Here is a 25,743-nt window from a genome sequence, read left to right as displayed (position 1 = left end):
AAAGGCCAAGCAGAGCTTGGCCTTTTTGTTCAGCGTGCAGCGCTTATTCAGCTTCTTGCACGTCGTCTGCTTCTTCGACGTCCGGGCGATCCATCAGTTGGACCAGCGCCATCGGTGCGTTATCGCCGACGCGGAAACCGAACTTCAGGATGCTGGTGTAGCCACCCGGACGGTTCGCGTAACGCGGGCCGAGGACGTCGAACAGCTTAGCCACGGAATCACGATCGCGCAGGCGATTGAACGCCAGACGACGATTTGCCAGCGACGGCTTCTTGCCGAGCGTGATCAGCGGCTCGACAACTTTACGGAGTTCTTTTGCTTTCGGCAGCGTCGTCTTGATGACTTCGTGCTCGATGAGCGAGTTGGACATGTTACGGAGCATTGCCAGACGGTGGCTGCTCGTGCGGTTCAGTTTCCGCAAACCATGCTTATGGCGCATTTTGAGTTCCTAGATAACTTAAGTTTTGATCCAGCTCTTCTATTACGTTCAGACGAACGCACGGGCCGGTCGTAGAAAAAGCAAGACGCGGATTTTAAAGGAAAATCCGCGCCTTTGCCAGTTACGCGTGCTGCTTTACTTACTTGTCGAGACCAGCCGGCGGCCAGTTTTCGAGCTTCATACCGAGCGTCAGACCACGCGATGCCAGAACCTCCTTGATCTCGTTCAGCGACTTGCGGCCGAGATTAGGCGTCTTGAGCAGTTCGTTTTCCGTGCGCTGAATTAGATCGCCGATGTAGTAGATGTTCTCGGCCTTCAGGCAGTTCGCCGAGCGAACCGTGAGTTCCAGATCATCCACTGGGCGCAGCAGGATCGGATCGATCTGCGGCGCGCGCGACGGCGCTTCGGCAGCGGCTTCCGTGCCTTCCAGCGCGGCGAACACCGACAACTGGTCGACCAGAATACGAGCCGATTGACGAATCGCTTCCTCGGGCGAAATCACGCCGTTGGTTTCGATGTTCATCACGAGCTTGTCGAGGTCGGTACGCTGTTCGACGCGCGCGCTCTCCACCGCGTAGCTCACGCGGCGCACCGGCGAGAACGACGCGTCCAGCACGATACGGCCGATAATCTTGGCCGATTCTTCGCCATAACGACGCACGTTGCCCGGCACATAGCCGCGGCCCTTTTCGATCTTGATCTGAACGTCGAGCTTGCCGCCCTTCGACAGATGCGCAATCACGTGATCCGGGTTGATGACCTCGCAGTCGTGCGCGAGTTCGATATCGCCGGCCGTGACAACGCCTTCGCCTTCCTTGCGCAGCGTCACCGTGACTTCGTCGCGATTATGCAGCTTGAAAACGACGCCTTTCAGGTTCAACAGCAGGTTGACCACATCCTCTTGCACACCGTCGAGCGTCGAATATTCATGCACGACGCCTGCGATCGTCACTTCGGTCGGCGCGTAGCCCACCATCGACGACAGCAGCACGCGCCGAAGCGCGTTACCCAAGGTGTGGCCGTAACCGCGTTCAAACGGCTCCATGACCACTTTCGCGTGGCTGTCGCCAAGCGATTCAACTGCAATAATCTTGGGCTTCAACAAACTGGTTTGCATAGGTTTTCCTTTTCAATACCCTCGGCTCGTTACGCCGATAAGGCTGACCGGTGACAACCCGAAAATAAACAGCCGAGGTAACCCCTTGCCTCCGGCAATCAGGGTCCCCCGGCCGCTAATCCGATTAACGCGAATACAATTCGACGATCAGGCTTTCGTTGATGTCGCCAGCGATGTCGCTGCGTTCCGGCATTGCCTTGAACGTGCCTTCGAACTTCTTGGCATCGACCGCAACCCAGCTCGGCATTCCGCCTTGTTCAGCCAGCGCAAGCGCTTCGAGAATACGTGCTTGCTTCTTCGACTGTTCACGAACCGCAACCACGTCACCCGACTTGACTTGCAGCGACGGGATGTTCGCAACTTGGCCGTTCACCGTGATCGACTTGTGGCTCACGAGCTGGCGTGCTTCTGCGCGCGTCGAACCGAAACCCATCCGATACACGACGTTGTCGAGACGCGATTCGAGCAATTGCAGCAGGTTTTCACCCGTCGGGCCCTTGCGGCGGTCGGCTTCAGCGAAGTAACGGCGGAACTGACGTTCGAGCACGCCGTAGATACGCTTCACTTTCTGCTTTTCGCGCAACTGCGTGCCGTAGTCGGACGTGCGAGCGCCCGACGTGCGGCCATGCTGGCCCGGCTTGCTATCGAGTTTGCACTTGTCGGCGAGCGAACGACGCGCGCTCTTCAAGAAGAGGTCAGTGCCTTCACGGCGGGACAGCTTTGCTTTGGGACCGGTATAGCGTGCCACTTTGCATCCTTAAAATTGATCACGCGAACTTTCGTCCGCGCTAGTTCGGACCCTTTGGGCCGAACGGTGGGCTTAGTCAAATTCATAACGCAAGCAACCTGCCGACGCGCGAGCGTCAACAGGTGCAAGCATTCACGCCGTCTTAGATACGACGACGCTTCGGCGGACGGCAGCCGTTATGCGGGACCGGCGTCACGTCGGAGATCGCGGTGATCTTGATGCCAAGACCATGCAGCGCGCGCACCGCCGATTCACGGCCGGGGCCGGGGCCCTTGATCCGCACTTCGAGGTTCTTGACGCCGTATTCCATCGCCACACGACCAGCCGACTCAGCAGCGACCTGGGCTGCAAACGGCGTCGATTTACGCGAGCCCTTGAAGCCTTGACCGCCCGAAGTTGCCCAGGCGAGTGCGTTGCCTTGACGATCGGTGATGGTGATGATGGTGTTGTTGAACGACGCGTGAACGTGAACCACGCCCTCGGCGACGTTCTTCTTGACCTTCTTGCGAACGCGTTGCGCCGCGGAGTTGTTCGAAGCCTTAGCCATTACGTTTTCCTGTAACTGTCAGTTCCGCTTACTTCTTCAGCGATTGCGCTGCACGACGCGGACCCTTGCGCGTACGGGCGTTCGTACGCGTGCGCTGGCCGCGCATGGGCAAGCCCTTGCGATGGCGCACGCCACGATAGCAGCCCAAGTCCATCAGGCGCTTGATATTCATCGTCACTTCGCGACGGAGGTCGCCTTCGACGATGAACTTACCCACTTCGTCACGCAGCTTTTCGAGATCTGCGTCGGTGAGGTCCTTGACCTTCTTCGAAAATTCCACACCAGAAGCAACGCAGATGTCGCGAGCACGCGTGCGGCCTACACCGAAGATAGCCGTAAGGCCGATTTCAGTGTGCTGGTGATTCGGGATGTTAACCCCTGCGATACGAGCCATTGTTTTTCCTCAAACAAAAAGCGCAAGCAAAAGCGCGGCGTTCAGCCTTGACGCTGTTTGTGGCGCGGATCAGAGCTGCAAATCACGCGCACAACGCCTTTGCGCTTGATGATCTTGCAATTGCGGCAAATGCGCTTAACCGATGCCATCACTTTCATGATATTACCCTTTTTTCAAATCACTTCGCCCGGAACACGATCCGTGCACGAGACAGATCGAAAGGCGTCAATTCAACCGTAACTTTGTCGCCCGGAAGGACAGCGATGCAATGCACGCCGACCCTCCCGGATATAGCCCTTGTTACCGCATCGGGACGTTGCCGCCCTTGAAGTTGGCCTTCTTAAGCAGCGACTCATACTGTTGCGACATTACGTACGACTGCACCTGCGCCATAAAGTCCATCGTGACGACGACAATGATCAGCAGCGAGGTTCCACCAAAATAAAACGGGACGTTCCAGCGCAACACCAAAAACTCGGGCAGCAAACAAACAAACACGATGTAGATCGCACCAGCCAGCGTCAAACGCGTGAGGATACGATCGATATACCGTGCGGTTTGGTCGCCCGGGCGAATCCCAGGAACGAATGCACCGCTCTTCTTCAGGTTGTCGGCCGTCTCTCTGCTGTTGAACACCAACGCGGTGTAGAAGAAGCAGAAGAACACGATCGCCAACGCGTACAGCAACACGTACACGGGTTGGCCTGGCTTCAAAGCTTCGGCCACGCTATGCAGCGTGTTTGCGAACCATCCGGTTCGCGTTCCCGAACTGAACCAGTTCAGGATAGTTGCCGGGAAGAGGATGATCGACGATGCAAAAATCGGCGGAATCACACCCGACATGTTGAGTTTCAGCGGCAAATGCGAAGACTGCCCACCGTAAATCTTGTTACCGACCTGACGCTTGGCGTAGTTGACGAGGATCTTGCGCTGACCGCGTTCAATGAACACAACCAGATACGTAACCGCTGCAATCAACAATACGATAATGATCGCCGAGATGATGCTCATCGAACCGGTGCGAACCAGCTCGAACAGACCACCGATTGCATTCGGGAACCCCGCTGCAATACCGCCGAAGATGATGATCGAAATACCGTTTCCAAGTCCGCGTTCCGTGATCTGCTCACCCAGCCACATCAAGAACATCGTACCCGTCACCAGCGTGACGACCGTCGTCAAACGAAAGACCATGCCAGGATCGAGCACCAGCGCCGGTTGATTCTCCAGCGCTACAGCAATGCCAAATGCCTGGAACGTAGCGAGGAGGACTGTAAAGATTCGCGTGTACTGCGTGATCTTCCGTTGCCCTGCCTGCCCTTCCTTCTTCAGCGCCTCCATTTGCGGCGACACGATCGACAGCAACTGCATGATGATCGAGGCCGAAATGTAGGGCATGATGCCCAGCGCAAAAATCGTGAACCGCGACAGTGCGCCACCCGAAAACATGTTGAACATGCCAAGGATGCCGCCCGACTGGCTTTGGAAAAGCTTTGCCAGCTGGTCCGGGTCGATACCCGGCACCGGAATATGCGCACCGACACGGTAGACGATCAACGCCAGCAACAGAAACACTGCCCGCCGACGCAAATCGCCAAACTTCGCCGCGCTACGACCGGGTTTTGCGAGACTCGGACTGTTAGCCAAGAACCTTCTCCGATGCTATTGCTAGTGACGGCAGCGAATGCGTGTTACTCGGCGAACGAGCCGCCAGCGGCTTCGATCGCAGCACGCGCGCCTTTCGTCGCACCAAGGCCCTTCACTGTGATCTTGCGGGTGAGCTCGCCGGTCTTGATGATCTTTGCGCTCGTGATGAGCACACCAACCAGACCCGCTTGCTTCAGTGCCAGCAAATCAACTTCATCGACCGGCAGCTTTTCCAGATCCGACAGACGCACTTCACCGATGAATTCCTTCGTCAGCGAGGTAAAACCACGCTTCGGCAAACGGCGTTGGAGAGGCATCTGACCGCCTTCAAAGCCGACCTTATGAAAGCCGCCCGAACGCGATTTTTGACCCTTGTGACCGCGACCCGCGGTCTTGCCGAGGCCGGAGCCGATACCGCGACCGACGCGACGCTTAGCATGCTTAGCGCCGTCAGCCGGTTTCAGGTTATTCAAATCCATATTCAACCCCTTGAATTCCTAATCAGCCGCTCAGCTGACGACCTTAACAAGGTACGAAACCTTGTTGATCATCCCACGGACTGCCGGAGTATCCTGCAGTTCGCTGACCGAGTTGAGTCGGCGCAGGCCCAAGCCACGCACCGTTGCACGATGCGATTCGCGGGTCCCGATCAAGCTCTTGACGAGCTGTACCTTGACAGTTTTATCAGACATGGTGACCTCGTGGCTTAGCCCAAAATATCTTCAACGGACTTGCCGCGCTTCGCCGCGATGTCGCCCGGCGTGGACTGCTTGCGCAGACCGTCGAGCGTTGCACGAACGAGGTTGTACGGGTTCGTCGAACCGTGGCTCTTAGCAACCACGTTTTGCACGCCCATCACGTCGAACACTGCGCGCATCGGGCCACCAGCGATCACGCCCGTACCGTCCTTCGCCGGAGCGAGGAGGACTGCGGATGCGCCGTGCTTACCGTGCACTTCGTGCTGCAACGTACCGTTCTTCAGCGGCACCTTGAACATGTTGCGGCGAGCTTGTTCCATTGCCTTTTGAACAGCAACCGGAACTTCCTTCGCTTTGCCCTTGCCCATGCCGATACGACCATCACCGTCACCGACCACGGTCAGTGCGGCAAAACCGAGAATCCGGCCACCCTTCACAACCTTGGTCACGCGGTTGACCGCGATCATTTTTTCGCGGAGGCCGTCGTCGCGTTCTTCAGCCTTAACATTCGCTTGCATCTTTGCCATGACGAATTCTTCCCTTAGAACTTGAGTCCGGCTTCCCGCGCTGCCTCAGCCAGCGCTTTCACGCGGCCGTGGTAACGGAAACCCGAACGGTCGAAGGCGACGGATTCGACGCCGGCAGCCTTAGCCTTTTCAGCGATACGCTTGCCGACCACAGTCGCTGCATTGACGTTGCCGCCCTTGCCCGACTTGTCAGCAAGCTCGGCGCGAACTTCGGCTTCGAGCGTCGATGCGCTTGCCAGCACCTTCGTGCCGCACGGCGAGAACACTTGTGCATAGATATGCGTGTTCGTGCGATGCACAGCCAGACGCGCGACCTGAAGCTCAGAGATCTTGACACGCGTTTGACGAGCGCGGCGCAGGCGAGATTGAGTCTTATCCATGATTGCGCACCCTTACTTCTTCTTCGTTTCTTTGAGGATAACGACTTCGCCAGCGTAGCGCACACCCTTGCCCTTGTAGGGCTCCGGCGGACGGTAACCGCGAACTTCCGCAGCGACCTGGCCAACTTGCTGCTTGTCGATCCCCTTGATCACGATTTCGGTTTGCGTCGGGGTTTCAGCCTTAATGCCTTCCGGCATCTGGTGCACCACGGGGTGCGAGAAACCCAGCGACAGATTCAGCTTGTCGCCTTGCGCCTGTGCGCGGTAACCGACGCCAACCAGCGTCAGCTTGCGCTCGAAACCCTTCGTCACGCCGTTCACCATGTTCGCAACCAGTGCGCGCATCGTGCCGGACATCGCATTCGCTTCGCGGCTTTCATCAGCCGGTGCGAAGTTGAGCGTGCCGTTGTCGTTTGCTACCTTCACCAGCGGATTAGCCGCTCGCGAAATTGTACCCAGCGGTCCCTTGACGGTGATCACATCGCCGCTCAGGGCCACCTCGGCGCCTTGCGGCAGCGCGATAGGGCTCTTACCTACTCGAGACATGTTCTTCTCCTTTTCGGTTAAGCGACGTAGCAGAGGACTTCGCCGCCGACGCCGGTCTGGCGCGCCTTGCGGTCGGTCATCACACCTTGGGGCGTCGATACGATTGCAACGCCGAGGCCATTCATGACCACCGGGATGTCGTTGCGACCGCGGTACACACGCAGACCAGGCTTCGAAACGCGTTCAATGCGCTCGATAACCGGACGGCCAGCGTAGTACTTCAACGCGATATTCAATTCCGACTTCGCTCCTTCAGACTTCACTGCGAAATCGTCGATATAACCTTCGTCCTTCAAAACCTGCGCAATCGCAACCTTGACTTTCGACGAGGGCATAGTCACCGAAACCTTCTCAACCATCTGCGCATTGCGGATGCGAGTCAGCATATCGGCGATAGGATCACTCATGCTCATTTACGTTTCTCCTATTACCAGCTCGCCTTGGTCAGGCCAGGGATTTCGCCGCGGAACGCGATTTCACGAATCTTGCTGCGTGCCAATCCGAATTTACGGAACGTGCCACGCGGACGACCCGTGAGCGCGCAACGGTTACGCTTGCGAGTGGGGTTCGAATTACGCGGCAATTGTTGCAGTGCCAGACGAGCGAGATAACGCTCTTCGTCCGACTTGCTCGCGTCGTCGATGACCGCCTTCAGCTCGGCACGCTTGGGAGCGTACTTTGCGGCCAGGCGAGCACGCTTCTTTTCACGTTCGATCAGTGCCAGTTTAGCCACGGTAACCTCAGTTTCTGAACGGGAACTTGAAGCTGGCGAGCAGTGCCTTCGCTTCATCGTCAGTCTTCGCGGTAGTCGTGATGCTGATGTTCAGCCCACGCAGCGCGTCGATCTTGTCGTAGTCGATTTCGGGGAAAATGATCTGCTCTTTCACACCGATGTTGTAGTTGCCGCGACCATCGAACGCACGACCCGAAACGCCACGGAAGTCACGCACACGCGGGAGCGCAACCGTCACGAAACGATCCAGAAATTCGTACATGGCTTGGCCGCGCAGCGTAACCATCGCGCCGATCGGGTAGCCCTGACGAATCTTGAAGCCAGCGATTGCCTTGCGTGCCTTCGTGATAACCGGCTTTTGGCCAGCAATCTTCGTCAGGTCGCCAACGGCGTTTTCGATGATCTTCTTGTCGGCGACGGCTTCGCCAAGACCCATGTTCAGGGTGATCTTGGTGATGCGCGGCACTTCCATGACAGACTTGTAACCGAACTTCTCAACGAGGCCGGGTACAACCTTTTCTTTATAAAATTCTTGCAGACGAGCCATTTTTTAACTCCGCGTCAGGCGTTGAGCGTGGCGCCCGTCGACTTCAAGAAGCGAACCTTCTTGTCGCCTTCGACCTTGATGCCCACTCGCGACGCCTTGCCATTCGCGTCGACCAATGCGACGTTCGAAATATGCAACGGCATCGTCTTGGCTTCTACACCGCCCGTCGTACCCTTCATCGGGTTCGGTTTCACGTGCTTCTTGACGAGATTAATACCCTCGACAGTCAGACGATCTTCCCCAACGGCCAGCACGACACCGCGCTTGCCTTTGTCCTTGCCGGTGATGACGATAACTTCGTCACCTTTGCGAATCTTGTTCATCGCGACTCCTTACAGCACTTCGGGCGCAAGCGAAACGATCTTCATGAATCGTTCGCTACGCAGTTCACGCGTGACCGGCCCGAAAATACGCGTGCCGATGGGTTCGAGCTTCGCATTCAAAAGAACGGCGGCATTGCCGTCGAACTTGATCAGCGAGCCGTCCTGGCGACGCACACCCTTGGCCGTACGAACGACCACAGCGTTGTAGATTTCGCCCTTCTTCACGCGTCCGCGCGGCGTTGCTTCCTTGACGGTCACCTTGATGATGTCGCCAATGCTAGCGTAACGACGCTTCGAGCCGCCGAGCACCTTGATGCACATGACTTCACGCGCACCTGTGTTGTCGGCCACTTCAAGCCGAGTTTCGGTCTGGATCATGGTTTATCTTTCCCAACTTAATCCGTTCACGCCACCATGGCGCATCCGGTCAGTCTTGGTCCCGTCAGCCTATCGGCTGCTTGGGTTGGAACAGGCAGCGAGGGCAGACGAAACCCGCCATCGCAATCCGGTGAATCTGACGACACAGACAGGCGTCTGCGCCGGCTTCCCCCACCAGTTTCGCCCGCGACGGGGCTCCCACAAGAGGGAAGACCGAGACTATAACACATAATCTCGGTCTTGCAAGCGAAACTTTCTGCGATCCTACATTTACCGCATTGACGCTTAGATCACGCGAGCCGCTTCGAGCAACTTCGAAACAACCCAGGCCTTTGTCTTAGAAATCGGACGGGTTTCCTGGATTTCGACGAGATCGCCTTCGTTGTACGTGTTCGCGTCATCGTGAGCGTGATACTTCTTCGAACGCACGACGTACTTGCCGTAGATCGGATGCTTCACACGGTGCTCGACCAGCACGGTAACGGTCTTGTCCATCTTGTTGCTGACGACCTTACCGACCAGCGTCCGCTTGAGCGAGGTTTTTACGCTATCGTTCATTTCTGGTTCGCCTTCTCAGTCAGGACGGTCCGCACACGTGCGATGTCGCGACGGACCTTCTTCAACTGGCTCGTGTTCGTGAGCTGTTGGGTCGCGAGTTGCATGCGCAGGCCGAATTGCGCCTTCAGCAGGTCCGTCAGCTCTTTGTTGAGCGCGGCCTGGTCTTTCTGGTGAAGTTCAGATGCCTTCATCATTACTCCTTAGGCGCCGAGCTGGCGTGAAACGAAGTACGTCTTCAGCGGCAGCTTTGCTGCAGCCAGACGGAACGCTTCACGTGCCAACTCTTCAGTAACACCGTCCATTTCGTACAGCATCTTGCCCGGTTGAATCTCTGCGACGTAGTACTCAGGGTTACCCTTACCGTTACCCATCCGTACTTCAGCCGGCTTTTGCGAGATCGGCTTATCCGGGAAAATGCGGATCCAGATCCGGCCGCCACGCTTGATGTGACGCGTCATTGCACGACGTGCCGCTTCAATTTGGCGCGCGGTCAAACGGCCGCGACCGATAGCCTTCAGACCGTAGTCACCAAACGACACCGCGTTGCCGCGCGTCGCCTTGCCGGTGTTACGACCCTTCTGCTCTTTGCGATACTTTCTGCGTTTCGGTTGCAGCATCGTTATTCTCCAGTCTTCCCGTCGCCGCCGGCACCGCCAGCACGACGAGGAGCGCCACGGCGTGCACCTGCCGGGCCACCACCTTCACCATCGCGACGCGGACGGCGATCGCCACCCGGACGTGCATTGCGGCGCGGACGCTTGTCTTCGGCTACTTCTTCGACCACCGGTGCATCGTTGCGGCCCAGCGTGTCGCCCTTGTAGACCCACACCTTCACGCCGATGATGCCGTACGTGGTTTTCGCTTCCGACGTTGCGTAGTCGATATCAGCGCGCAGCGTGTGAAGCGGAACGCGACCTTCGCGATACCACTCCGTACGTGCGATTTCGATACCGTTCAGACGACCTGCGCTCATGATTTTGATGCCTTGAGCGCCCAGACGCATCGCGTTCTGCATTGCACGCTTCATCGCGCGGCGGAACATAATCCGGCGCTCGAGCTGTTGCGTGATCGAATCGGCGATCAGTTGCGCATCGGTTTCCGGCTTGCGAATTTCCTCGATGTTGACGTGGACCGGAACGCCCATGCGGCGCTGCAGTTCAGCCTTCAACAGTTCGATGTCCTCGCCCTTCTTGCCGATGACAACACCAGGACGCGAGCTGTAAATCGTGATGCGCGCGTTCTTCGCCGGACGCTCGATGACCACCCGACCGACCGAAGCGTTTTTAAGCTTCTTCTTCAGGTACTCACGAACACCGATATCTTCCTGCAGCATCGACGCGAAATTGTTGTTATTCGCGTACCAACGCGAAGCCCAATTCCGGCTGACGGCCAAGCGGAAGCCTGTCGGATGAATTTTTTGTCCCATCGTATGGCTCCTTAATTCCCGACCGTCACAGTGATGTGACAGGATTGCTTCTCGATGCGGTTACCGCGGCCTTTAGCGCGCGCAGTAAAACGCTTCAGCGAAGCTGCCTTGTCGACCATGATGCTCGTTACCTTGAGCTCATCGATATCGGCGCCTTCGTTGTGTTCCGCATTCGCGATCGCAGACAACACGACTTTCTTAACAATACCCGCCGCCTTCTTCGGCGAGAACGTCAGAACGTTCAGCGCCTTGTCGACCGGCAAACCACGGATCTGGTCAGCCACAAGGCGCGTTTTCTGCGCCGAGATGCGGGCACCGCGATGAATAGCTTTGACTTCCATCTTGATAGCCCCTTATTTCTTAGCCTTCTTGTCGGCTGCATGACCCTTGAACGTACGGGTCAATGCGAACTCGCCAAGTTTGTGGCCGACCATGTTTTCCGAAACGTACACCGGAACGTGTTGACGGCCGTTGTGAACGGCGATCGTCAGACCGATGAAATCCGGGAGAATCGTCGAACGACGCGACCAGGTTTTGATCGGCTTCTTGTCACGCGAAGCTGCAGCCGCCTCAACTTTCTTCAGCAAATGGGCGTCGCAGAACGGACCTTTTTTAACAGAACGTGCCATTGCTTACTCCTTAGCGCTTGTGACGGCGCTGAACGATCATCGTCGTCGTGCGCTTATTGCTGCGGGTGCGATAGCCCTTAGCCGGGGTTCCCCACGGACTGACCGGATCGCGACCTGCTGCCGTCTTACCTTCACCACCACCGTGCGGGTGATCGACCGGATTCATTGCAACGCCACGCACCGTCGGGCGGATACCGCGCCAGCGGTTCGCGCCAGCCTTACCGATTTGACGGAGGCTATGCTCTTCGTTGCCAACTTCACCGATCGTCGCGCGGCACTCGACGTGCACGCGGCGAATTTCGCCCGAGCGCAGGCGAACCTGTGCGTACGTGCCTTCGCGAGCCAGCAACATCGCCGACGTGCCAGCCGAACGTGCGATCTGCGCGCCCTTGCCCGGCAACATTTCGACGCAGTGGATCGTCGTACCAACCGGGATGTTGCGGATCGGGAGCGTGTTGCCTGCACGGATCGGAGCTTCCGAACCCGACAGCAATTGCTGACCAACCGTCACGCCCTTCGGAGCGATGATGTACTTGCGTTCGCCGTCTGCGTACAGAACCAGCGCGATGTTCGCGCTACGGTTCGGGTCGTACTCGAGACGCTCGACCTTTGCCGGAATGCCGTCCTTGTTGCGACGAAAATCGACCAGACGGTAATGCTGCTTGTGACCACCACCCTTATGACGGGTCGTGATACGGCCGTTGTTGTTACGGCCAGCGGTGACGGATTGGGAATCGAGCAGCGCTGCGAACGGCTTGCCCTTATGCAGATCCTTGTTCACCACCTTGACCATCGCGCGGCGACCCGGCGAAGTCGGCTTAACTTTTACGATTGCCATGGTTACTTGGCCTCCGCTTCAAAGTTGATTTCCTGGCCGGGCTTCAGACAGACATACGCCTTCTTCACATCCTTGCGCTTGCCCATGAAGCGGCCGAAGCGCTTGGCTTTACCCTTCGTGACCAGCACGTTGACGGAATTGACTTCCACCTTGAACAGCAGCTCGACAGCAGCCTTCACTTCCTGCTTCGTGGCATCGGGCGCGACTTCGAACACGACTTGCTCGTTCTTGTCGGCCACCAGCGTCGCCTTTTCGGAGACCACCGGCGCGAGCAGGACCTGCATCAAACGATGATCGTTCTTGCGAATCTCGCTCATGACAGCAACTCCTCGATCTGGGCGACCGCAGCCTTCGTAATCAGGATCTTTTTGAAGTAGATCAACGAGAGCGGGTCGGCGTAACGCGGCTCGACAACCGCCACATGGGCGAGGTTGCGCGACGCGAGGTACAGGTTTTCGTCGACCGTATCGGTGATGACCAACACGGACTCGAGACCCATCGCCTTGAATTTTTCGGCCAGCAGCTTGGTCTTCGGCGCTTCGAGCGTCAGCTCGTCGACAACCGAAATGCGGCCTTCACGGGCCAACTGCGAGAAGATCGAGCAGAGACCTGCACGATGCATCTTCTTGTTGACCTTGTGCGAAAAGTTCTCTTCCGGCGAATTCGGGAAGATACGGCCACCGCCGCGCCACAACGGGCTCGACGACATACCGGCACGAGCGCGGCCCGTGCCCTTTTGACGCCACGGCTTCTTGGTCGTGTGCTTGACTTGCTCACGGTCCTTCTGCGCGCGGTTACCGCTGCGTGCGTTGGCTTGATAAGCCACGACGACCTGATGGATCAGGGCTTCGTTGTAATCACGACCGAACACGACGTCCGATGCGTTCACGCCTGCGCCTTCCTGACCATTGGCATTCAGGAGCTTAAGTTCCATTATTTCGCTCCTTTCACAGCGCGGGTCTTGACAGCCGGCGTCACGAAAACCTTGCCGCCCTTGGCGCCAGGAACGGCACCACGAACCAGCAACAGATTGCGGTCTGCGTCGATACGGGCGATCACGAGGTTCTGCACCGTAACAGTGTCATCGCCCATGTGACCCGTCATGCGCTTACCCGGGAAAACACGACCCGGATCTTGCGCCATACCGATCGAACCCGGAACGTTGTGCGAACGCGAGTTACCGTGCGATGCGCGGCCTGAAGCGAAGTTGTAACGCTTGATGGTACCGGCGTAGCCTTTACCGATCGACACGCCTTGCACGTCGACTTTCTGGCCCACTTCGAAAAGGTCCGTACCGACCACAGCGCCGTTCGACAACTCGGCAGCCTTAGCGGCATCGATTTGAAATTCTTTGAGGACTTCACCGGCTTGAACACCGGCTTTGGCAAGGTGACCTGCCAACGGCTTCGTCACGCGCGATGCGCGGCGAGTACCGAATGCAACCTGAACGGCGGTATAACCATCCGTTTCAACGGTCTTGATCTGCGTCACGCGGTTGTCCGACACGTCCAGTACGGTGACGGGAATCGAATCCCCTTCAGGCGTAAAGATACGGGTCATGCCAACCTTGCGACCTACGAGTCCAAGGCTCATCGTTTTCTCCATTCCCAACTGCGATTGGTCGGGGCTGATTTACAAAATGCCGGCTCCGCAGATCCACGTTGCCGCAGAGAGTTGAGCCAGCTTTTTTGCGCAAATGCGCGAAAAGCCTTGGAGTATAACAAGGCTTTTCGTTTTCCGCAAGCAATCAAAGACTTAGCGTCACCTGGCTCACCTGGCGACGCTTTGCTGCGTTACTGCAGTTTGATTTCGACGTCGACGCCAGCCGGCAGGTCGAGCTTCATCAGCGCGTCCACGGTCTTGTCCGTCGGATCGACGATGTCCATCAGGCGTTGGTGCGTACGGATTTCGAGCTGATCGCGCGACGTCTTGTTGACGTGCGGTGAACGCAGGATGTCGAAACGCTGAATACGAGTCGGCAAAGGCACCGGACCACGAACGATTGCGCCAGTCCGCTTCGCGGTGTCGACGATCTCGGCTGCCGATTGATCGATCAAACGATAGTCGAACGCCTTCAGACGAATACGGATTTTCTGGTTTGCCATGACAATTCCTAAAAAAGAGCGAGGCGATGTTGCATCGCCGATTTGGTAAAAGAGCGTGAAGCCGGACGCCCGCGGAGGGCGGGCGCCCGGCTCCGGGCACCACTACAAGTGCGCCGTGACGTCGGCGCAGTCCGATATCTTACTCGAGAATCTTAGCAACGACACCAGCGCCGACGGTACGACCGCCTTCGCGGATGGCGAAGCGCAGACCTTCTTCCATCGCGATCGGGTTGATCAGCTTCACCGTGATCGACACGTTGTCGCCCGGCATGACCATTTCCTTGTCCTTCGGCAACTCGATCGAACCCGTCACGTCCGTCGTGCGGAAGTAGAACTGGGGACGGTAGTTGTTGAAGAACGGCGTGTGACGACCGCCTTCATCCTTGCTCAGAACGTACACTTCAGCCGTGAAGTGCGTGTGCGGGTTGATCGAGCCCGGCTTCGCCAGAACTTGACCACGCTCCACGTCTTCACGTTTCGTGCCGCGCAGCAAGATACCAACGTTGTCGCCCGCTTGACCTTGATCCAGCAGCTTGCGGAACATTTCCACACCCGTGCAGGTCGTCTTCACCGTCGGCTTGATGCCGATGATTTCGATTTCCTCGCCGACCTTCACAACACCGCGCTCGATACGACCCGTCACCACCGTGCCGCGACCCGAGATCGAGAACACGTCTTCCACCGGCATCAGGAACGTACCGTCGATCGCGCGTTCCGGCGTCGGGATGTACGTGTCCAGCGCGTCGGCCAGGCTCATGATCGCCACTTCGCCCAGCTCGCCCTTGTCGCCTTCCAGCGCCAGCTTGGCCGAACCCTTGATGATCGGCGTGTCGTCGCCCGGGAAATCGTACTTCGACAGAAGCTCGCGCACTTCCATTTCGACCAGCTCGAGCAGCTCGGCGTCGTCGACCATGTCGCACTTGTTCAGGAACACGATGATGTACGGCACGCCAACCTGGCGAGCCAACAAGATGTGCTCACGCGTTTGCGGCATCGGGCCGTCAGCGGCCGAACACACCAGGATCGCGCCGTCCATCTGCGCTGCACCCGTGATCATGTTCTTCACGTAGTCGGCGTGGCCCGGGCAGTCAACGTGCGCGTAGTGACGGTTTTGCGTTTCGTACTCGACGTGTGCCGTGTTGATCGTGATGCCGCGCGCCTTTTCTTCCGGTGCCGCGTCAATCTGGTCATACGCCTTCGCTTCGCCGCCGAACTTCGCCGACAGAACCGTCGCGATCGCTGCCGTCAGCGTGGTCTTGCCGTGATCGACGTGACCGATCGTGCCCACGTTCACGTGCGGCTTGGTCCGTTCGAATTTACCTTTTGCCATGATTGCCTTCTTTCAAAAATGTTGATCGGTTAGAGACTTGCAGCCAGCCGAATTACTTGGATTTCGCGTTGATGATCGCGTCAGCAACGTTACGCGGAGCTTCGGAGTAGTGCTTGAATTCCATCGTGTACGTAGCGCGGCCTTGTGTCGCAGAGCGCAACGACGTCGAATAGCCAAACATTTCCGACAGCGGCACTTCGGCACGAACGATCTTTCCGCCACCAATCATGTCTTCCATGCCCTGCACGATACCGCGACGGCTCGACAAGTCGCCCATCACGTTGCCCATGTAGTCTTCCGGCGTTTCGACTTCAACGGCCATCATCGGTTCGAGGATGACCGGCTGAGCCTTGCGCATTGCTTCCTTGAACGCCATCGAGCCGGCCATGCGGAACGCGTTTTCGTTCGAGTCAACGTCGTGGTACGAACCGAACGTCAGGTGAACCTTCACGTCAACGACCGGGAAGCCTGCCAGCACGCCAGCCTTCAGCGTTTCCTGAATACCCTTGTCGACTGCCGGGATGTATTCGCGCGGAATCACGCCGCCCTTGATCTCGTCCAGGAACTCGTATCCCTTGCCCTGCTCGTTCGGCTCCAGCGTGATGACCGCGTGACCGTATTGGCCGCGACCACCCGACTGCTTGACGAACTTGCCGTCGACGTCTTCCGCCTTGCCGCGAATCGTTTCGCGATAAGCAACTTGCGGCTTGCCAACTGTGGCTTCCACGCCGAATTCGCGCTTCATCCGATCGACCAGAATTTCGAGGTGGAGCTCGCCCATACCCGAAATAATGGTCTGGCCCGACTCTTCGTCGGTCTGAACGCGGAACGACGGATCTTCCTGAGCGAGACGGTTCAACGCCAGACCCATCTTTTCCTGGTCAGGCTTCGTCTTCGGCTCAACAGCCTGCGAAATCACCGGCTCCGGGAAAATCATGCGCTCGAGCACGATCGGGTGCAGCGGATCGCAAAGCGTGTCGCCCGTGGTCGCGTCTTTGAGGCCGACTGCAGCAGCAATGTCGCCCGCGTGCACTTCCTTGATTTCTTCGCGCTGGTTCGCGTGCATCAGCAGAATACGACCGAGACGTTCCTTCTTGTCCTTGGTCGCGTTCAGCAGCGTGTCGCCCGACTTGGTCGTTCCCGAGTACACGCGGAAGAAGATCAACTGGCCGACGAACGGGTCGGTCATGATCTTGAACGCGAGCGACGAGAACTTCTCATCGTCAGCTGCGCGACGCTCAGCCTTTTCACCGTTTTCGAGTTCGCCCGTGACCGGGGGAATGTCGATCGGCGACGGCAGGAAATCGAGCACGGCGTCCAGCATCCGTTGCACGCCCTTGTTCTTGAACGCGGTGCCGCACAGCATCGGCTGAATTTCGCAAGCGATCGTACGGTCGCGCAGGCCCTTGATGATTTCCGTTTCGGTCAGTTCGCCCGACTCGAGGTACTTGTTCATCAAATCTTCGGTCGACTCGGCCGCCGCTTCGATCATCTTTTCACGCCATTCGTTGCACGTGTCGACGAGTTCAGCCGGGATCTCTTCATACGAGAACTTCGTGCCTTGGGACGCTTCATCCCAAATGATCGCCTTCATCTTGATCAGGTCGACCACGCCCGTGAACGTGTCTTCTGCGCCGATCGGCACCACGACGGGAACGGGATTGGCCTTCAGACGAAGCTTGAGCTGGTCGTAAACCTTGAAGAAGTTCGCGCCCGTACGGTCCATCTTGTTGATGAACGCGAGGCGGGGAACCTTGTACTTGTTGGCTTGGCGCCAAACGGTTTCCGACTGCGGCTGCACGCCACCCACGGCGCAATAGACCATGCACGCACCGTCGAGCACGCGCATCGAGCGCTCGACTTCAATCGTGAAGTCGACGTGGCCCGGGGTGTCGATGATGTTGATGCGGTGCTCGGCGCGGTCGCCCGCCATGCCCTTCCAGAACGCCGTCGTTGCTGCCGACGTAATGGTGATGCCGCGCTCCTGCTCCTGCTCCATCCAGTCCATCGTTGCTGCACCGTCGTGAACTTCACCAATCTTGTGGTTCACGCCCGTGTAGAACAGGATGCGCTCGGTCGTCGTCGTCTTGCCGGCGTCGATGTGAGCGCTAATACCGATGTTACGGTAGCGCTCGATAGGTGTCTTACGAGCCACTTTAAATCCTTTATTGGGTCGACGCTGCAGGCTGATGCCTGCTGCGTCCTAACACAAACGGGCGAGGCGCTTTAGAAGCGCACCCGCCCGGAAGTTTTTCCGTTCGACCTAGGTCGGGACGCTTAGAAACGGAAATGCGAGAACGCCTTGTTGGCTTCTGCCATCCGGTGAACTTCGTCGCGCTTCTTCATTGCGCCGCCACGGCCTTCAGCCGCTTCCGAGAGTTCACCTGCCAGACGCAGGGCCATCGACTTTTCGCTGCGCTTCTTCGCGGCTTCACGCAACCAACGCATCGCCAATGCCATACGACGCGACGGGCGCACTTCAACCGGAACCTGATAGTTTGCACCACCAACGCGACGGCTCTTCACTTCGACGACCGGCTTTACGTTGTTGAGCGCAACCGTGAACACTTCCAGCGGGTCCTTGCCACCCTTGGTCTGGATCTGCTCAAAAGCGCCGTACACGATACGCTCGGCAACCGACTTCTTGCCGGAGAGCATCAGTACATTCATGAACTTGGCTACATCAACGTTACCGAATTTCGGATCCGGCAACACTTCCCGCTTGGGGACTTCGCGACGACGCGGCATGTTTCTTCCTTTAACTTTTCAGTTGGAGCTTAGAGCCCCGCGGCCACCAACAAACCCGATCCATCTCAGTTGACTAACCAGCTTGGCCGGGTGACCACTTACTCGACAGCACCGGCAGTTCCGGCACTACCGCTTGAACGCCCTGTGACAGGCAACGTGAAACTTCTGACCGGCAGCTTACTTGCCAGCCTTAGCGCGCTTCGCACCGTACTTCGAGCGAGCTTGCTTACGATCCTTGACGCCCTGGGTATCCAGCGAGCCGCGAACCATGTGGTAACGCACACCCGGCAAGTCCTTCACACGTCCGCCGCGGATCAGCACGACCGAGTGTTCCTGCAGGTTGTGGCCTTCACCACCGATGTACGAGATGACTTCGAAGCCATTCGTCAGACGAACTTTTGCAACTTTACGAAGTGCCGAGTTCGGCTTCTTCGGCGTCGTCGTGTACACACGCGTGCACACGCCGCGACGCTGCGGGCAGTCCTGCAAAGCCGGCGACTTGCTCTTCACTGTTTCGGAAGCGCGGCCTTTGCGAACCAATTGATTGATGGTTGGCATTGTCTATTCCTGAAATTGATCAAAATCGACGCACTTTTATCGGGCAAAGCGAGGAAAAGTGCGTATCGAACTTCTTGCCGTGGACGTTGCTGGCGCACGTCTAATTAACCTTCAAACGCGCGCGCATCAAGTCCAAAGACGAGAACCTAGCATAATAGTCGGGAAAACCTAATCCGGTCAATAGGTTGCACGCTTTTCGACCCCGCGTGCGTTCCGGCAAATACTCCTGGACCTCAATCCGCGCCAGCCACTTCGAGTAGTTCATCGCCGAAGCGATCCAATTTACGCGCGCCGATACCCGGAATATTGCGCAGATCGTCGATTGAATCGGGATCGTTCCGCGCGATCTCCGCGAGCGTCGCGTCATGGAAAATCACGTAGGCCGGCACGCCGTCGCTCTTGGCCGTTTCGGCCCGCCAGGTTCGCAGGCGGTCCCAGCGCGCCTTCTCGCGCGGCGACATGCCGGCCGTCGGATCGGCGCGCTCGCCGGTGCGTCCCGACGACTGTCGCGTGCGCGTCGGCTTGACGTACTTGCGCAGCGTCACGTTCTGCTCGCCTTTAAGCACGGGCTTGCTGGTGTCGGTTAACACGAGAGCGCCGAAACCGTCGTGGTCGATGGCGAGATAGCCGAAGGCGACCAGTTGCCGGAACGCCGCGCGCCATTCCGGCTCGGACAAAGCCGCGCCGATCCCGAAGGTCGTCAGCTTTTCGTGTCCGCGCTGAAGAATTTTCTCGGTACGGTTGCCTCGCAAGATGTCGATCAAATGCCCGGCGCCGAAGTGGAATCCGCTCGCCTTGAACGCGCGATAAACGCAGGAAAGCGCCATTTGCGCCTCACGCGTCGCGTCCCATGATGCCGGCGGCTCTAAGCAGGTGTCGCAGTTGCCGCACGGGGCGCTCGCCTCGCCGAAATAGGCGAGCAGCCGCACGCGCCGGCACGACGCCGCCTCGCAGAGCCCGAGCAACGCGTCGAGCTTGCCGCCTTGAACGCGTTTGTGCGTATCGTCGGCGTCGGATTCGTCGATCATTTTGCGCTGCTGAACGACGTCCCCGAGGCCGTACGCCATCCACGCGTTGGCAGGCATTCCGTCGCGGCCCGCGCGGCCCGTTTCCTGGTAATACCCTTCGACACTCTTCGGCAAATCCAGGTGCGCCACGAAACGCACGTCCGGCTTGTCGATCCCCATGCCGAACGCGATCGTCGCGCACATCACGACGCCCTCCTCGCGCTGAAACATTTCCTGGTGCTTCTGCCGCGTCTCGAATTCCATCCCCGCGTGGTACGGCAACGCATGCATGCCCTGATTTTTCAGCCACTCCGCAGTTTCTTCGACCTTCCGCCGGGACAGGCAGTAAATGACGCCGGCGTCGGTCGTGCCGTCCTTATTCGTGTGTTCCGCGCGGATAAAGTCGAGCAGTTGCGAGCGCGCGTTGTCCTTCTCGACAATCCGATAACGGATATTCGGGCGATCGAAGCTCGAAACGAAGATGCGCGCGTCGTCGAGCGCCAGGCGATGCACGATTTCATCGCGCGTGATTGCGTCGGCGGTGGCGGTCAGCGCGATACGCGGAACCGACGGAAACCGCTCATGCAGCACCGACAACTTGATGTATTCCGGCCGGAAATCATGCCCCCATTGCGACACGCAGTGCGCTTCATCGATGGCGAAAAGGCCGATGCGCGCGCTTTCCAGCAATTCGAGAAAGCGCGGCGTCATCAGGCGTTCTGGCGCGACGTAAAGGAGATCGATCTCGCCGTTGCGCAGCGCGCGCTCGGTCGCTGCGGCTTCGGCGCTGGACAGCGTCGAATTCAGATAAGCCGCGCGCACGCCGACCTCGGTCAACGCGGCGACCTGATCGGACATGAGCGCGATCAACGGCGAAACCACGATGCCCGCGCCAAACCCCGCTTCACGCCGCACCAGCGACGGAATCTGATAGCACAACGACTTGCCGCCGCCCGTCGGCATTAGGACGAGCGAGTCGCCGCCGGCGGCTACGTGTTCGACGATGTCGCCCTGCTGCCCCCGAAAAGCGGGATAGCCGAATATTTCATTAAGGATTTCGAGCGAACGGGACATGGAAGGGACGGAGTGCGTCAGGAGCGTGAATGCGTGATTTTACCAACGACCACGCGCATAAGCCCCGCGATAAATGCGCGTTAGCCAATCGGACAAGGCGAAAAAAAAGCCGCCCGGTGAAAACCGGGCGGCTCCTGACGGCTAGCGTTCAGTTCGCGAAGCTCGGGCGCTGAAGGCCCGAGGCAGCGAACTTACTCTGCCGGATGTTGCTGTTCCGCAGGCGCGGCGGGTGCGGCCTCGGGCGTGCCGAAATCGAACGATTCTTCCGCTGCAATCTGGTCGAAACGTTGACGATCGGCCAACTCGCGGCTCTTGCGCGCCTTGTGGAACGCGAGACCCGTACCGGCCGGAATCAGACGGCCGACGATCACGTTTTCCTTCAGACCGCGCAGATCGTCACGCTTGCCCATGATTGCCGCTTCGGTCAGCACGCGCGTCGTTTCCTGGAAGGAAGCCGCCGAGATGAACGAATCGGTCGAGAGCGAAGCCTTCGTGATACCGAGCAACACGTTCTCGTAGGTCGCGGGGATCTTGTCTTCCGCGGCCATGCGGTCGTTCTCGTCCAGCATGTCCGAACGTTCGACTTGTTCGCCCATGATGAAACGCGTATCGCCGTTGTCGACGATCTGAACACGACGCAACATCTGACGCACGATCACTTCGATGTGCTTGTCGTTGATCTTCACGCCCTGCAGACGGTACACGTCCTGCACTTCGTCCACGATGTAACGCGACAGCGCTTCGATACCCTGCAAACGCAGGATGTCGTGCGGATCGGCCGGACCGTCCACGATCATTTCGCCCTTGTTGACGACCTGACCATCGTGAACCAAAACCTGCTTTTCCTTCGCGATCAGGAACTCGTGCTGTTCGCCTTCCAGGTCCGTAATCACGAGACGCTGCTTGCCCTTCGTGTCCTTGCCGAACGACGTCGTGCCCGTGACTTCCGCCAGAATGCCGGCGTCCTTCGGCGAGCGCGCTTCGAACAACTCGGCCACGCGCGGCAGACCACCGGTAATGTCACGCGTTTTCTGCGCTTCAACCGGGATACGTGCCAGCACTTCACCGACCTGCACCTGCTGACCATCCTTCACGGTGATCAGTGCGCCGACCTGGAAGCCGATCTGCACCGAATGCTCGGTGTTCGGGATCTTCACTTCCTCGCCCTGCGGGTCGAGCAGCTTGACCTGCGGACGAACACTCTTGGCAGCCTGCGAGCCACGACGCTTCACGTCGATCACGACGAGCGTGGACAGCCCCGTCACATCGTCGATCTGCTTCGCAACCGTCACGCCTTCCTCGACGTTCTCGAACTTCACCGTACCGCCCCACTCGGTGATGATCGGACGCGTCAGCGGATCCCACTGGGCCAGTTGCGTACCGGCCTTGATCTGCGCGCCGTCGAGTTGCAGCAGCGTCGCGCCGTACGGGATTTTGTGACGTTCGCGCTCACGACCGAGATCGTCGGCGATGATCGCTTCGCCCGAACGCGAAATGACGACTTGTTCGCCCTTCGCGTTGGTAACGTAACGCATCGTCGCCGTAAAGCGCACCGTGCCGTTGCTCTTCGCTTCAACCGACGAAGCGATTGCCGCACGCGATGCCGCACCGCCGATGTGGAACGTACGCATCGTCAACTGTGTGCCCGGCTCACCGATCGACTGCGCCGCGATCACGCCGACCGCTTCGCCGACGTTCACGCGCGAGCCACGACCCAGGTCGCGGCCGTAGCAGCTTGCGCACAGGCCGTAACGCGTTTCGCAGGTCAGCGGCGTACGCACGCGCACTTCGTCGATACCGAGGCGTTCGATTTCTTCTACCGCGTCTTCGTCGAGCAGCGAGCCCGATTCGTACAGCGTTTCCTGCGATTCCGGATTGACGACGTCAGCCACCGCAACACGACCGAGAATCCGGTCACGCAGCGCTTCGACCACTTCACCGCCTTCCACCAGCGCCTTCATCGCCACGCCGTTGGTCGTGCCGCAATCGTCCTCGACCACGACCAGATCCTGCGTCACGTCCACCAGACGACGCGTCAGATAACCCGAGTTCGCCGTCTTCAGTGCCGTATCAGCCAGACCCTTACGTGCACCGTGGGTCGAGATGAAGTACTGCAACACGTTCAGGCCTTCGCGGAAGTTCGCCGTAATCGGCGTCTCGATAATCGAGCCGTCCGGCTTCGCCATCAGGCCACGCATACCGGCCAGCTGACGAATCTGCACCGCGGAACCGCGCGCGCCCGAGTCGGCCATCATGTAGATCGAGTTGAACGATTCCTGCTTCGTCTGATTGCCGTCGCGATCGACCACCGGCTCCGTCGCGAGCTGCTCCATCATCGCCTTGCCGACCGCTTCCGACGTCGCCGACCAGATGTCGACCACGTTGTTGTAGCGTTCCTGCGCGGTAACGAGACCCGACATGTACTGACGGTCGTATTCCTTCACCTTCTTCGCAGCGTCGCCGACGATGGTTTCTTTCTGCGGCGGCACGAGCATGTCGTCGACGCAAATCGAAATACCGGCGCGCGTTGCGAGACGGAAACCCATCTGCATCAGCTGGTCGGCGAAGATCACCGTTTCGCGCAAACCGCACTTGCGGAATGCCGTGTTGATCAGGCGCGAAATTTCCTTCTTCTTCAGCGGCTTGTTCAGCACCGTGAACGGCAGACCCGGCGGCAAAATTTCCGACAGGATCGAACGGCCGACCGTGGTAGCGAACAACGAGATCTTCGGCACGAACTTCGGCGCGCCTTCGCTCTGGTCTTCGTTATGGACCATTTCCGTGATCCGCACGTTGACGCGCGATGCCAGCTCGACTTCCTTGTTCTCGTACGCGCGGATCGCTTCCGACACGCCCGTGAACGTCATGCCTTCGCCCTTGCCGTTCACCGCTTCGCGCGATGCGTAGTAAAGGCCGAGCACGATATCCTGCGACGGCACGATCGACGGATCGCCGTTGGCCGGGAACAGAATATTGTTCGACGCCAGCATCAGCGTGCGCGCTTCCATCTGCGCTTCGAGCGACAGCGGAACGTGAACAGCCATCTGGTCACCGTCGAAGTCGGCGTTGAACGCCGCGCAAACGAGCGGGTGCAACTGAATCGCCTTACCTTCGATCAGCACTGGCTCGAAAGCCTGAATGCCAAGACGGTGAAGCGTCGGCGCACGGTTCAGCATGACCGGATGTTCGCGAATGACTTCTTCGAGAATGTCCCACACCACCGGCGTCTGGTTCTCGACTTCCTTCTTCGCGGCCTTGATGGTGGTCGCGACGCCCATCACTTCCAGCTTATTGAAGATGAAAGGCTTGAACAGTTCGAGCGCCATCAGCTTCGGCAAACCGCACTGATGCAGCTTGAGCGTCGGACCGACCACGATCACCGAACGGCCCGAATAGTCGACGCGCTTACCGAGCAAGTTCTGACGGAAACGACCGCCCTTACCCTTGATCATGTCAGCGAGCGACTTCAGCGGACGCTTGTTCGCGCCGGTCATGGCCTTACCGCGACGACCGTTATCGAGCAACGAATCGACGGCTTCCTGCAGCATCCGCTTTTCGTTGCGGACGATGATTTCAGGCGCTTTCAGTTCGAGCAGACGCTTCAACCGGTTGTTACGGTTGATCACGCGGCGATACAGGTCGTTCAGGTCCGACGTCGCGAAACGGCCGCCGTCGAGCGGCACGAGCGGACGCAGTTCCGGCGGCAGCACCGGCAGCACTTCGAGCACCATCCAGTCGGGCTTGATGCCCGAACGCTGGAATGCCTCGAGCACTTTCAGGCGCTTCGCGTACTTCTTGATCTTCGCTTCCGAACCCGTGTTCTTGAGTTCGGTACGGAGCATCTCGACCTGCTCGTCGATGTTGATCGCGCGCAGCAGTTCACGCACGCCTTCCGCACCCATTTCGGCACGGAATTCGTCGCCGTATTCTTCGACCTTGTTGTAGTAATCCTCTTCGGTCATGATCTGCCGCGCTTTCAGCGGCGTCATACCCGGTTCGATCACCACATACGCTTCGAAGTACAGCACGCGTTCGATGTCACGCAGCGTCATGTCGAGCACCATGCCCAGACGCGACGGCAGCGACTTCAGGAACCAGATGTGCGCAACCGGCGAGGCCAGTTCGATGTGGCCCATCCGTTCGCGACGCACCTTGGCGAGCGTGACTTCAACGCCGCACTTTTCGCAGATCACGCCGCGATGCTTGAGGCGCTTGTACTTGCCGCAAAGGCATTCGTAGTCCTTGATCGGCCCGAAGATCTTCGCGCAGAAAAGACCATCGCGCTCCGGCTTGAACGTCCGGTAATTGATGGTTTCGGGCTTCTTCACTTCACCGAACGACCACGAACGGATCTTGTCTGGCGACGCCAGACCGATCTTGATCGCGTCGAATACTTCTTCTTGTTGGACTTGCTTGAATAGATCGAGCAAAGCTTTCATCGCTTCT

At 58.5% G+C, this 25,743-nt stretch carries 34 protein-coding genes and 1 pseudogene; all 35 read right to left on the bottom strand.

Translation table 11 applies throughout. The features are described 5' to 3' along the window. Positions 1-43: 43 nt before the first annotated feature. Positions 44-439, bottom strand: coding sequence for a 50S ribosomal protein L17 (gene rplQ / locus AC3D25_RS17085; protein ID WP_488889505.1), 396 nt, complete (start codon positions 437-439; stop codon positions 44-46). A gap of 139 nt (positions 440-578) precedes the next feature. Further along, on the bottom strand, positions 579-1,556 hold the full coding sequence (locus tag AC3D25_RS17080) for a DNA-directed RNA polymerase subunit alpha (RefSeq protein WP_488889504.1): 978 nt from the start codon (positions 1,554-1,556) through the stop codon (positions 579-581). Between the two features lie 124 nt (positions 1,557-1,680). Then, positions 1,681-2,304 carry a 30S ribosomal protein S4 gene (rpsD, locus tag AC3D25_RS17075; protein WP_488889503.1) on the bottom strand — a complete coding sequence of 208 codons (624 nt, stop codon included), beginning with the start codon at positions 2,302-2,304 and terminating at the stop codon, positions 1,681-1,683. Between the two features lie 142 nt (positions 2,305-2,446). Further along, positions 2,447-2,851 carry a 30S ribosomal protein S11 gene (rpsK, locus tag AC3D25_RS17070; RefSeq protein WP_006052224.1) on the bottom strand — a complete coding sequence of 135 codons (405 nt, stop codon included), beginning with the start codon at positions 2,849-2,851 and terminating at the stop codon, positions 2,447-2,449. Positions 2,852-2,879: 28 nt separating this feature from the next. Then, the gene (rpsM, locus tag AC3D25_RS17065; protein WP_087657797.1) at positions 2,880-3,245 is read right to left on the bottom strand and encodes a 30S ribosomal protein S13; all 366 of its coding nucleotides are present in this window, start codon (positions 3,243-3,245) and stop codon (positions 2,880-2,882) included. A gap of 41 nt (positions 3,246-3,286) precedes the next feature. After that, on the bottom strand, positions 3,287-3,403 hold the full coding sequence (gene rpmJ, locus AC3D25_RS17060) for a 50S ribosomal protein L36 (protein ID WP_004199844.1): 117 nt from the start codon (positions 3,401-3,403) through the stop codon (positions 3,287-3,289). A gap of 20 nt (positions 3,404-3,423) precedes the next feature. After that, positions 3,424-3,510: pseudogene (locus AC3D25_RS17055) on the bottom strand (translation initiation factor IF-1); the annotation flags it as partial. A gap of 35 nt (positions 3,511-3,545) precedes the next feature. Beyond that, the gene (gene secY / locus AC3D25_RS17050) at positions 3,546-4,892 is read right to left on the bottom strand and encodes a preprotein translocase subunit SecY (protein WP_488889502.1); all 1,347 of its coding nucleotides are present in this window, start codon (positions 4,890-4,892) and stop codon (positions 3,546-3,548) included. 44 nt (positions 4,893-4,936) lie between these two features. Then, positions 4,937-5,371 (bottom strand): 50S ribosomal protein L15, encoded by a 435-nt coding sequence (gene rplO / locus AC3D25_RS17045; RefSeq protein WP_488889729.1) that lies wholly within the window; start codon positions 5,369-5,371, stop codon positions 4,937-4,939. A 30-nt stretch (positions 5,372-5,401) separates the two neighbouring features. After that, positions 5,402-5,584 (bottom strand): 50S ribosomal protein L30, encoded by a 183-nt coding sequence (gene rpmD, locus AC3D25_RS17040; protein ID WP_488889501.1) that lies wholly within the window; start codon positions 5,582-5,584, stop codon positions 5,402-5,404. A gap of 14 nt (positions 5,585-5,598) precedes the next feature. Further along, a complete protein-coding gene (gene rpsE / locus AC3D25_RS17035; RefSeq protein WP_031361566.1) occupies positions 5,599-6,117 on the bottom strand; it encodes a 30S ribosomal protein S5 in 519 nt (172 codons plus the stop codon). 14 nt (positions 6,118-6,131) lie between these two features. Then, positions 6,132-6,497 (bottom strand): 50S ribosomal protein L18, encoded by a 366-nt coding sequence (gene rplR, locus AC3D25_RS17030; protein ID WP_488889500.1) that lies wholly within the window; start codon positions 6,495-6,497, stop codon positions 6,132-6,134. A gap of 12 nt (positions 6,498-6,509) precedes the next feature. Next, a complete protein-coding gene (rplF, locus tag AC3D25_RS17025; protein ID WP_488889499.1) occupies positions 6,510-7,043 on the bottom strand; it encodes a 50S ribosomal protein L6 in 534 nt (177 codons plus the stop codon). A gap of 17 nt (positions 7,044-7,060) precedes the next feature. After that, positions 7,061-7,456, bottom strand: coding sequence for a 30S ribosomal protein S8 (gene rpsH, locus AC3D25_RS17020; protein WP_031361569.1), 396 nt, complete (start codon positions 7,454-7,456; stop codon positions 7,061-7,063). A 14-nt stretch (positions 7,457-7,470) separates the two neighbouring features. Beyond that, positions 7,471-7,776 (bottom strand): 30S ribosomal protein S14, encoded by a 306-nt coding sequence (rpsN, locus tag AC3D25_RS17015; protein ID WP_087632568.1) that lies wholly within the window; start codon positions 7,774-7,776, stop codon positions 7,471-7,473. Between the two features lie 7 nt (positions 7,777-7,783). Further along, a complete protein-coding gene (rplE, locus tag AC3D25_RS17010) occupies positions 7,784-8,323 on the bottom strand; it encodes a 50S ribosomal protein L5 (protein WP_153074413.1) in 540 nt (179 codons plus the stop codon). Between the two features lie 14 nt (positions 8,324-8,337). After that, the gene (gene rplX / locus AC3D25_RS17005; RefSeq protein ID WP_488889498.1) at positions 8,338-8,646 is read right to left on the bottom strand and encodes a 50S ribosomal protein L24; all 309 of its coding nucleotides are present in this window, start codon (positions 8,644-8,646) and stop codon (positions 8,338-8,340) included. 9 nt (positions 8,647-8,655) lie between these two features. Next, on the bottom strand, positions 8,656-9,024 hold the full coding sequence (rplN, locus tag AC3D25_RS17000) for a 50S ribosomal protein L14 (RefSeq protein ID WP_006052212.1): 369 nt from the start codon (positions 9,022-9,024) through the stop codon (positions 8,656-8,658). Between the two features lie 285 nt (positions 9,025-9,309). Then, entirely contained in the window at positions 9,310-9,582 is a 273-nt protein-coding gene (gene rpsQ, locus AC3D25_RS16995) for a 30S ribosomal protein S17 (protein ID WP_035933074.1), read from the bottom strand. Continuing rightward, on the bottom strand, positions 9,579-9,773 hold the full coding sequence (gene rpmC, locus AC3D25_RS16990; RefSeq protein ID WP_035933103.1) for a 50S ribosomal protein L29: 195 nt from the start codon (positions 9,771-9,773) through the stop codon (positions 9,579-9,581). Before rpmC ends, rpsQ begins: the two co-directional genes overlap by 4 nt. 9 nt (positions 9,774-9,782) lie before the next feature. Beyond that, positions 9,783-10,199 (bottom strand): 50S ribosomal protein L16, encoded by a 417-nt coding sequence (rplP, locus tag AC3D25_RS16985; protein WP_488889497.1) that lies wholly within the window; start codon positions 10,197-10,199, stop codon positions 9,783-9,785. 2 nt (positions 10,200-10,201) lie between these two features. Then, the gene (gene rpsC / locus AC3D25_RS16980; RefSeq protein WP_488889496.1) at positions 10,202-11,008 is read right to left on the bottom strand and encodes a 30S ribosomal protein S3; all 807 of its coding nucleotides are present in this window, start codon (positions 11,006-11,008) and stop codon (positions 10,202-10,204) included. Between the two features lie 11 nt (positions 11,009-11,019). Then, positions 11,020-11,349: a 50S ribosomal protein L22 gene (gene rplV / locus AC3D25_RS16975; protein WP_031361578.1), complete on the bottom strand. Its 330-nt coding sequence runs from the start codon at positions 11,347-11,349 to the stop codon at positions 11,020-11,022. A gap of 12 nt (positions 11,350-11,361) precedes the next feature. Beyond that, positions 11,362-11,637: a 30S ribosomal protein S19 gene (gene rpsS, locus AC3D25_RS16970; protein ID WP_035554748.1), complete on the bottom strand. Its 276-nt coding sequence runs from the start codon at positions 11,635-11,637 to the stop codon at positions 11,362-11,364. 10 nt (positions 11,638-11,647) lie between these two features. Further along, positions 11,648-12,475, bottom strand: a complete 828-nt coding sequence (rplB, locus tag AC3D25_RS16965; protein WP_488889495.1) for a 50S ribosomal protein L2 — start codon at positions 12,473-12,475, stop codon at positions 11,648-11,650. 2 nt (positions 12,476-12,477) lie between these two features. Further along, complete coding sequence (rplW, locus tag AC3D25_RS16960; RefSeq protein WP_060858186.1) at positions 12,478-12,792, bottom strand: 50S ribosomal protein L23; 315 nt, start codon at positions 12,790-12,792, stop codon at positions 12,478-12,480. Then, entirely contained in the window at positions 12,789-13,409 is a 621-nt protein-coding gene (gene rplD / locus AC3D25_RS16955; RefSeq protein ID WP_087644071.1) for a 50S ribosomal protein L4, read from the bottom strand. Before rplD ends, rplW begins: the two co-directional genes overlap by 4 nt. Beyond that, a complete protein-coding gene (gene rplC / locus AC3D25_RS16950) occupies positions 13,409-14,068 on the bottom strand; it encodes a 50S ribosomal protein L3 (RefSeq protein ID WP_488889494.1) in 660 nt (219 codons plus the stop codon). Before rplC ends, rplD begins: the two co-directional genes overlap by 1 nt. A gap of 200 nt (positions 14,069-14,268) precedes the next feature. Next, positions 14,269-14,580 (bottom strand): 30S ribosomal protein S10, encoded by a 312-nt coding sequence (gene rpsJ, locus AC3D25_RS16945; protein ID WP_031361584.1) that lies wholly within the window; start codon positions 14,578-14,580, stop codon positions 14,269-14,271. A gap of 139 nt (positions 14,581-14,719) precedes the next feature. After that, entirely contained in the window at positions 14,720-15,910 is a 1,191-nt protein-coding gene (gene tuf / locus AC3D25_RS16940; RefSeq protein ID WP_488889483.1) for an elongation factor Tu, read from the bottom strand. 52 nt (positions 15,911-15,962) lie between these two features. After that, positions 15,963-18,065: an elongation factor G gene (gene fusA / locus AC3D25_RS16935; protein WP_488889493.1), complete on the bottom strand. Its 2,103-nt coding sequence runs from the start codon at positions 18,063-18,065 to the stop codon at positions 15,963-15,965. 122 nt (positions 18,066-18,187) lie between these two features. After that, the gene (gene rpsG, locus AC3D25_RS16930) at positions 18,188-18,658 is read right to left on the bottom strand and encodes a 30S ribosomal protein S7 (protein WP_006053291.1); all 471 of its coding nucleotides are present in this window, start codon (positions 18,656-18,658) and stop codon (positions 18,188-18,190) included. A gap of 177 nt (positions 18,659-18,835) precedes the next feature. Continuing rightward, complete coding sequence (gene rpsL, locus AC3D25_RS16925; protein WP_035935550.1) at positions 18,836-19,216, bottom strand: 30S ribosomal protein S12; 381 nt, start codon at positions 19,214-19,216, stop codon at positions 18,836-18,838. A 233-nt stretch (positions 19,217-19,449) separates the two neighbouring features. Next, positions 19,450-21,297 (bottom strand): DNA helicase RecQ, encoded by a 1,848-nt coding sequence (gene recQ / locus AC3D25_RS16920; RefSeq protein ID WP_488889492.1) that lies wholly within the window; start codon positions 21,295-21,297, stop codon positions 19,450-19,452. Positions 21,298-21,488: 191 nt separating this feature from the next. Further along, on the bottom strand, positions 21,489-25,736 hold the full coding sequence (gene rpoC / locus AC3D25_RS16915; RefSeq protein ID WP_488889491.1) for a DNA-directed RNA polymerase subunit beta': 4,248 nt from the start codon (positions 25,734-25,736) through the stop codon (positions 21,489-21,491). Positions 25,737-25,743 lie beyond the last annotated feature (7 nt).

Source organism: Caballeronia sp. SL1002, assembly GCF_057814995.1.
This window is presented reverse-complemented; position numbering and strand designations above follow the sequence as displayed.

Coding starts and splice junctions, on each gene's coding strand:
- rpsJ (WP_031361584.1), bottom strand. CDS start 14,580: ATGGCAAACCAGAAAATCCGTATTCGTCTGAAGGCGTTCGACTATCGT.
- rpsC (WP_488889496.1), bottom strand. CDS start 11,008: ATGGGACAAAAAATTCATCCGACAGGCTTCCGCTTGGCCGTCAGCCGG.
- rplN (WP_006052212.1), bottom strand. CDS start 9,024: ATGATCCAGACCGAAACTCGGCTTGAAGTGGCCGACAACACAGGTGCG.
- tuf (WP_488889483.1), bottom strand. CDS start 15,910: ATGGCAAAAGGTAAATTCGAACGGACCAAGCCGCACGTGAACGTGGGC.
- rplD (WP_087644071.1), bottom strand. CDS start 13,409: ATGGAACTTAAGCTCCTGAATGCCAATGGTCAGGAAGGCGCAGGCGTG.
- AC3D25_RS17080 (WP_488889504.1), bottom strand. CDS start 1,556: ATGCAAACCAGTTTGTTGAAGCCCAAGATTATTGCAGTTGAATCGCTT.
- rplF (WP_488889499.1), bottom strand. CDS start 7,043: ATGTCTCGAGTAGGTAAGAGCCCTATCGCGCTGCCGCAAGGCGCCGAG.
- rpmC (WP_035933103.1), bottom strand. CDS start 9,773: ATGAAGGCATCTGAACTTCACCAGAAAGACCAGGCCGCGCTCAACAAA.
- rpsK (WP_006052224.1), bottom strand. CDS start 2,851: ATGGCTAAGGCTTCGAACAACTCCGCGGCGCAACGCGTTCGCAAGAAG.
- rpsL (WP_035935550.1), bottom strand. CDS start 19,216: ATGCCAACCATCAATCAATTGGTTCGCAAAGGCCGCGCTTCCGAAACA.
- rpoC (WP_488889491.1), bottom strand. CDS start 25,736: ATGAAAGCTTTGCTCGATCTATTCAAGCAAGTCCAACAAGAAGAAGTA.
- rplR (WP_488889500.1), bottom strand. CDS start 6,497: ATGGATAAGACTCAATCTCGCCTGCGCCGCGCTCGTCAAACGCGTGTC.
- rplO (WP_488889729.1), bottom strand. CDS start 5,371: ATGGATTTGAATAACCTGAAACCGGCTGACGGCGCTAAGCATGCTAAG.
- rplX (WP_488889498.1), bottom strand. CDS start 8,646: ATGAACAAGATTCGCAAAGGTGACGAAGTTATCGTCATCACCGGCAAG.
- rplC (WP_488889494.1), bottom strand. CDS start 14,068: ATGAGCCTTGGACTCGTAGGTCGCAAGGTTGGCATGACCCGTATCTTT.
- rpsM (WP_087657797.1), bottom strand. CDS start 3,245: ATGGCTCGTATCGCAGGGGTTAACATCCCGAATCACCAGCACACTGAA.
- rpmJ (WP_004199844.1), bottom strand. CDS start 3,403: ATGAAAGTGATGGCATCGGTTAAGCGCATTTGCCGCAATTGCAAGATC.
- rpsG (WP_006053291.1), bottom strand. CDS start 18,658: ATGCCGCGTCGTCGCGAAGTCCCCAAGCGGGAAGTGTTGCCGGATCCG.
- rpmD (WP_488889501.1), bottom strand. CDS start 5,584: ATGTCTGATAAAACTGTCAAGGTACAGCTCGTCAAGAGCTTGATCGGG.
- rplP (WP_488889497.1), bottom strand. CDS start 10,199: ATGCTGCAACCGAAACGCAGAAAGTATCGCAAAGAGCAGAAGGGTCGT.
- rplB (WP_488889495.1), bottom strand. CDS start 12,475: ATGGCAATCGTAAAAGTTAAGCCGACTTCGCCGGGTCGCCGCGCGATG.
- rplE (WP_153074413.1), bottom strand. CDS start 8,323: ATGGCTCGTCTGCAAGAATTTTATAAAGAAAAGGTTGTACCCGGCCTC.
- rpsQ (WP_035933074.1), bottom strand. CDS start 9,582: ATGAACGATAGCGTAAAAACCTCGCTCAAGCGGACGCTGGTCGGTAAG.
- rplV (WP_031361578.1), bottom strand. CDS start 11,349: ATGGAAGTCAAAGCTATTCATCGCGGTGCCCGCATCTCGGCGCAGAAA.
- recQ (WP_488889492.1), bottom strand. CDS start 21,297: ATGTCCCGTTCGCTCGAAATCCTTAATGAAATATTCGGCTATCCCGCT.
- rplW (WP_060858186.1), bottom strand. CDS start 12,792: ATGAGCGAGATTCGCAAGAACGATCATCGTTTGATGCAGGTCCTGCTC.
- rpsE (WP_031361566.1), bottom strand. CDS start 6,117: ATGGCAAAGATGCAAGCGAATGTTAAGGCTGAAGAACGCGACGACGGC.
- rplQ (WP_488889505.1), bottom strand. CDS start 439: ATGCGCCATAAGCATGGTTTGCGGAAACTGAACCGCACGAGCAGCCAC.
- rpsS (WP_035554748.1), bottom strand. CDS start 11,637: ATGGCACGTTCTGTTAAAAAAGGTCCGTTCTGCGACGCCCATTTGCTG.
- rpsH (WP_031361569.1), bottom strand. CDS start 7,456: ATGAGCATGAGTGATCCTATCGCCGATATGCTGACTCGCATCCGCAAT.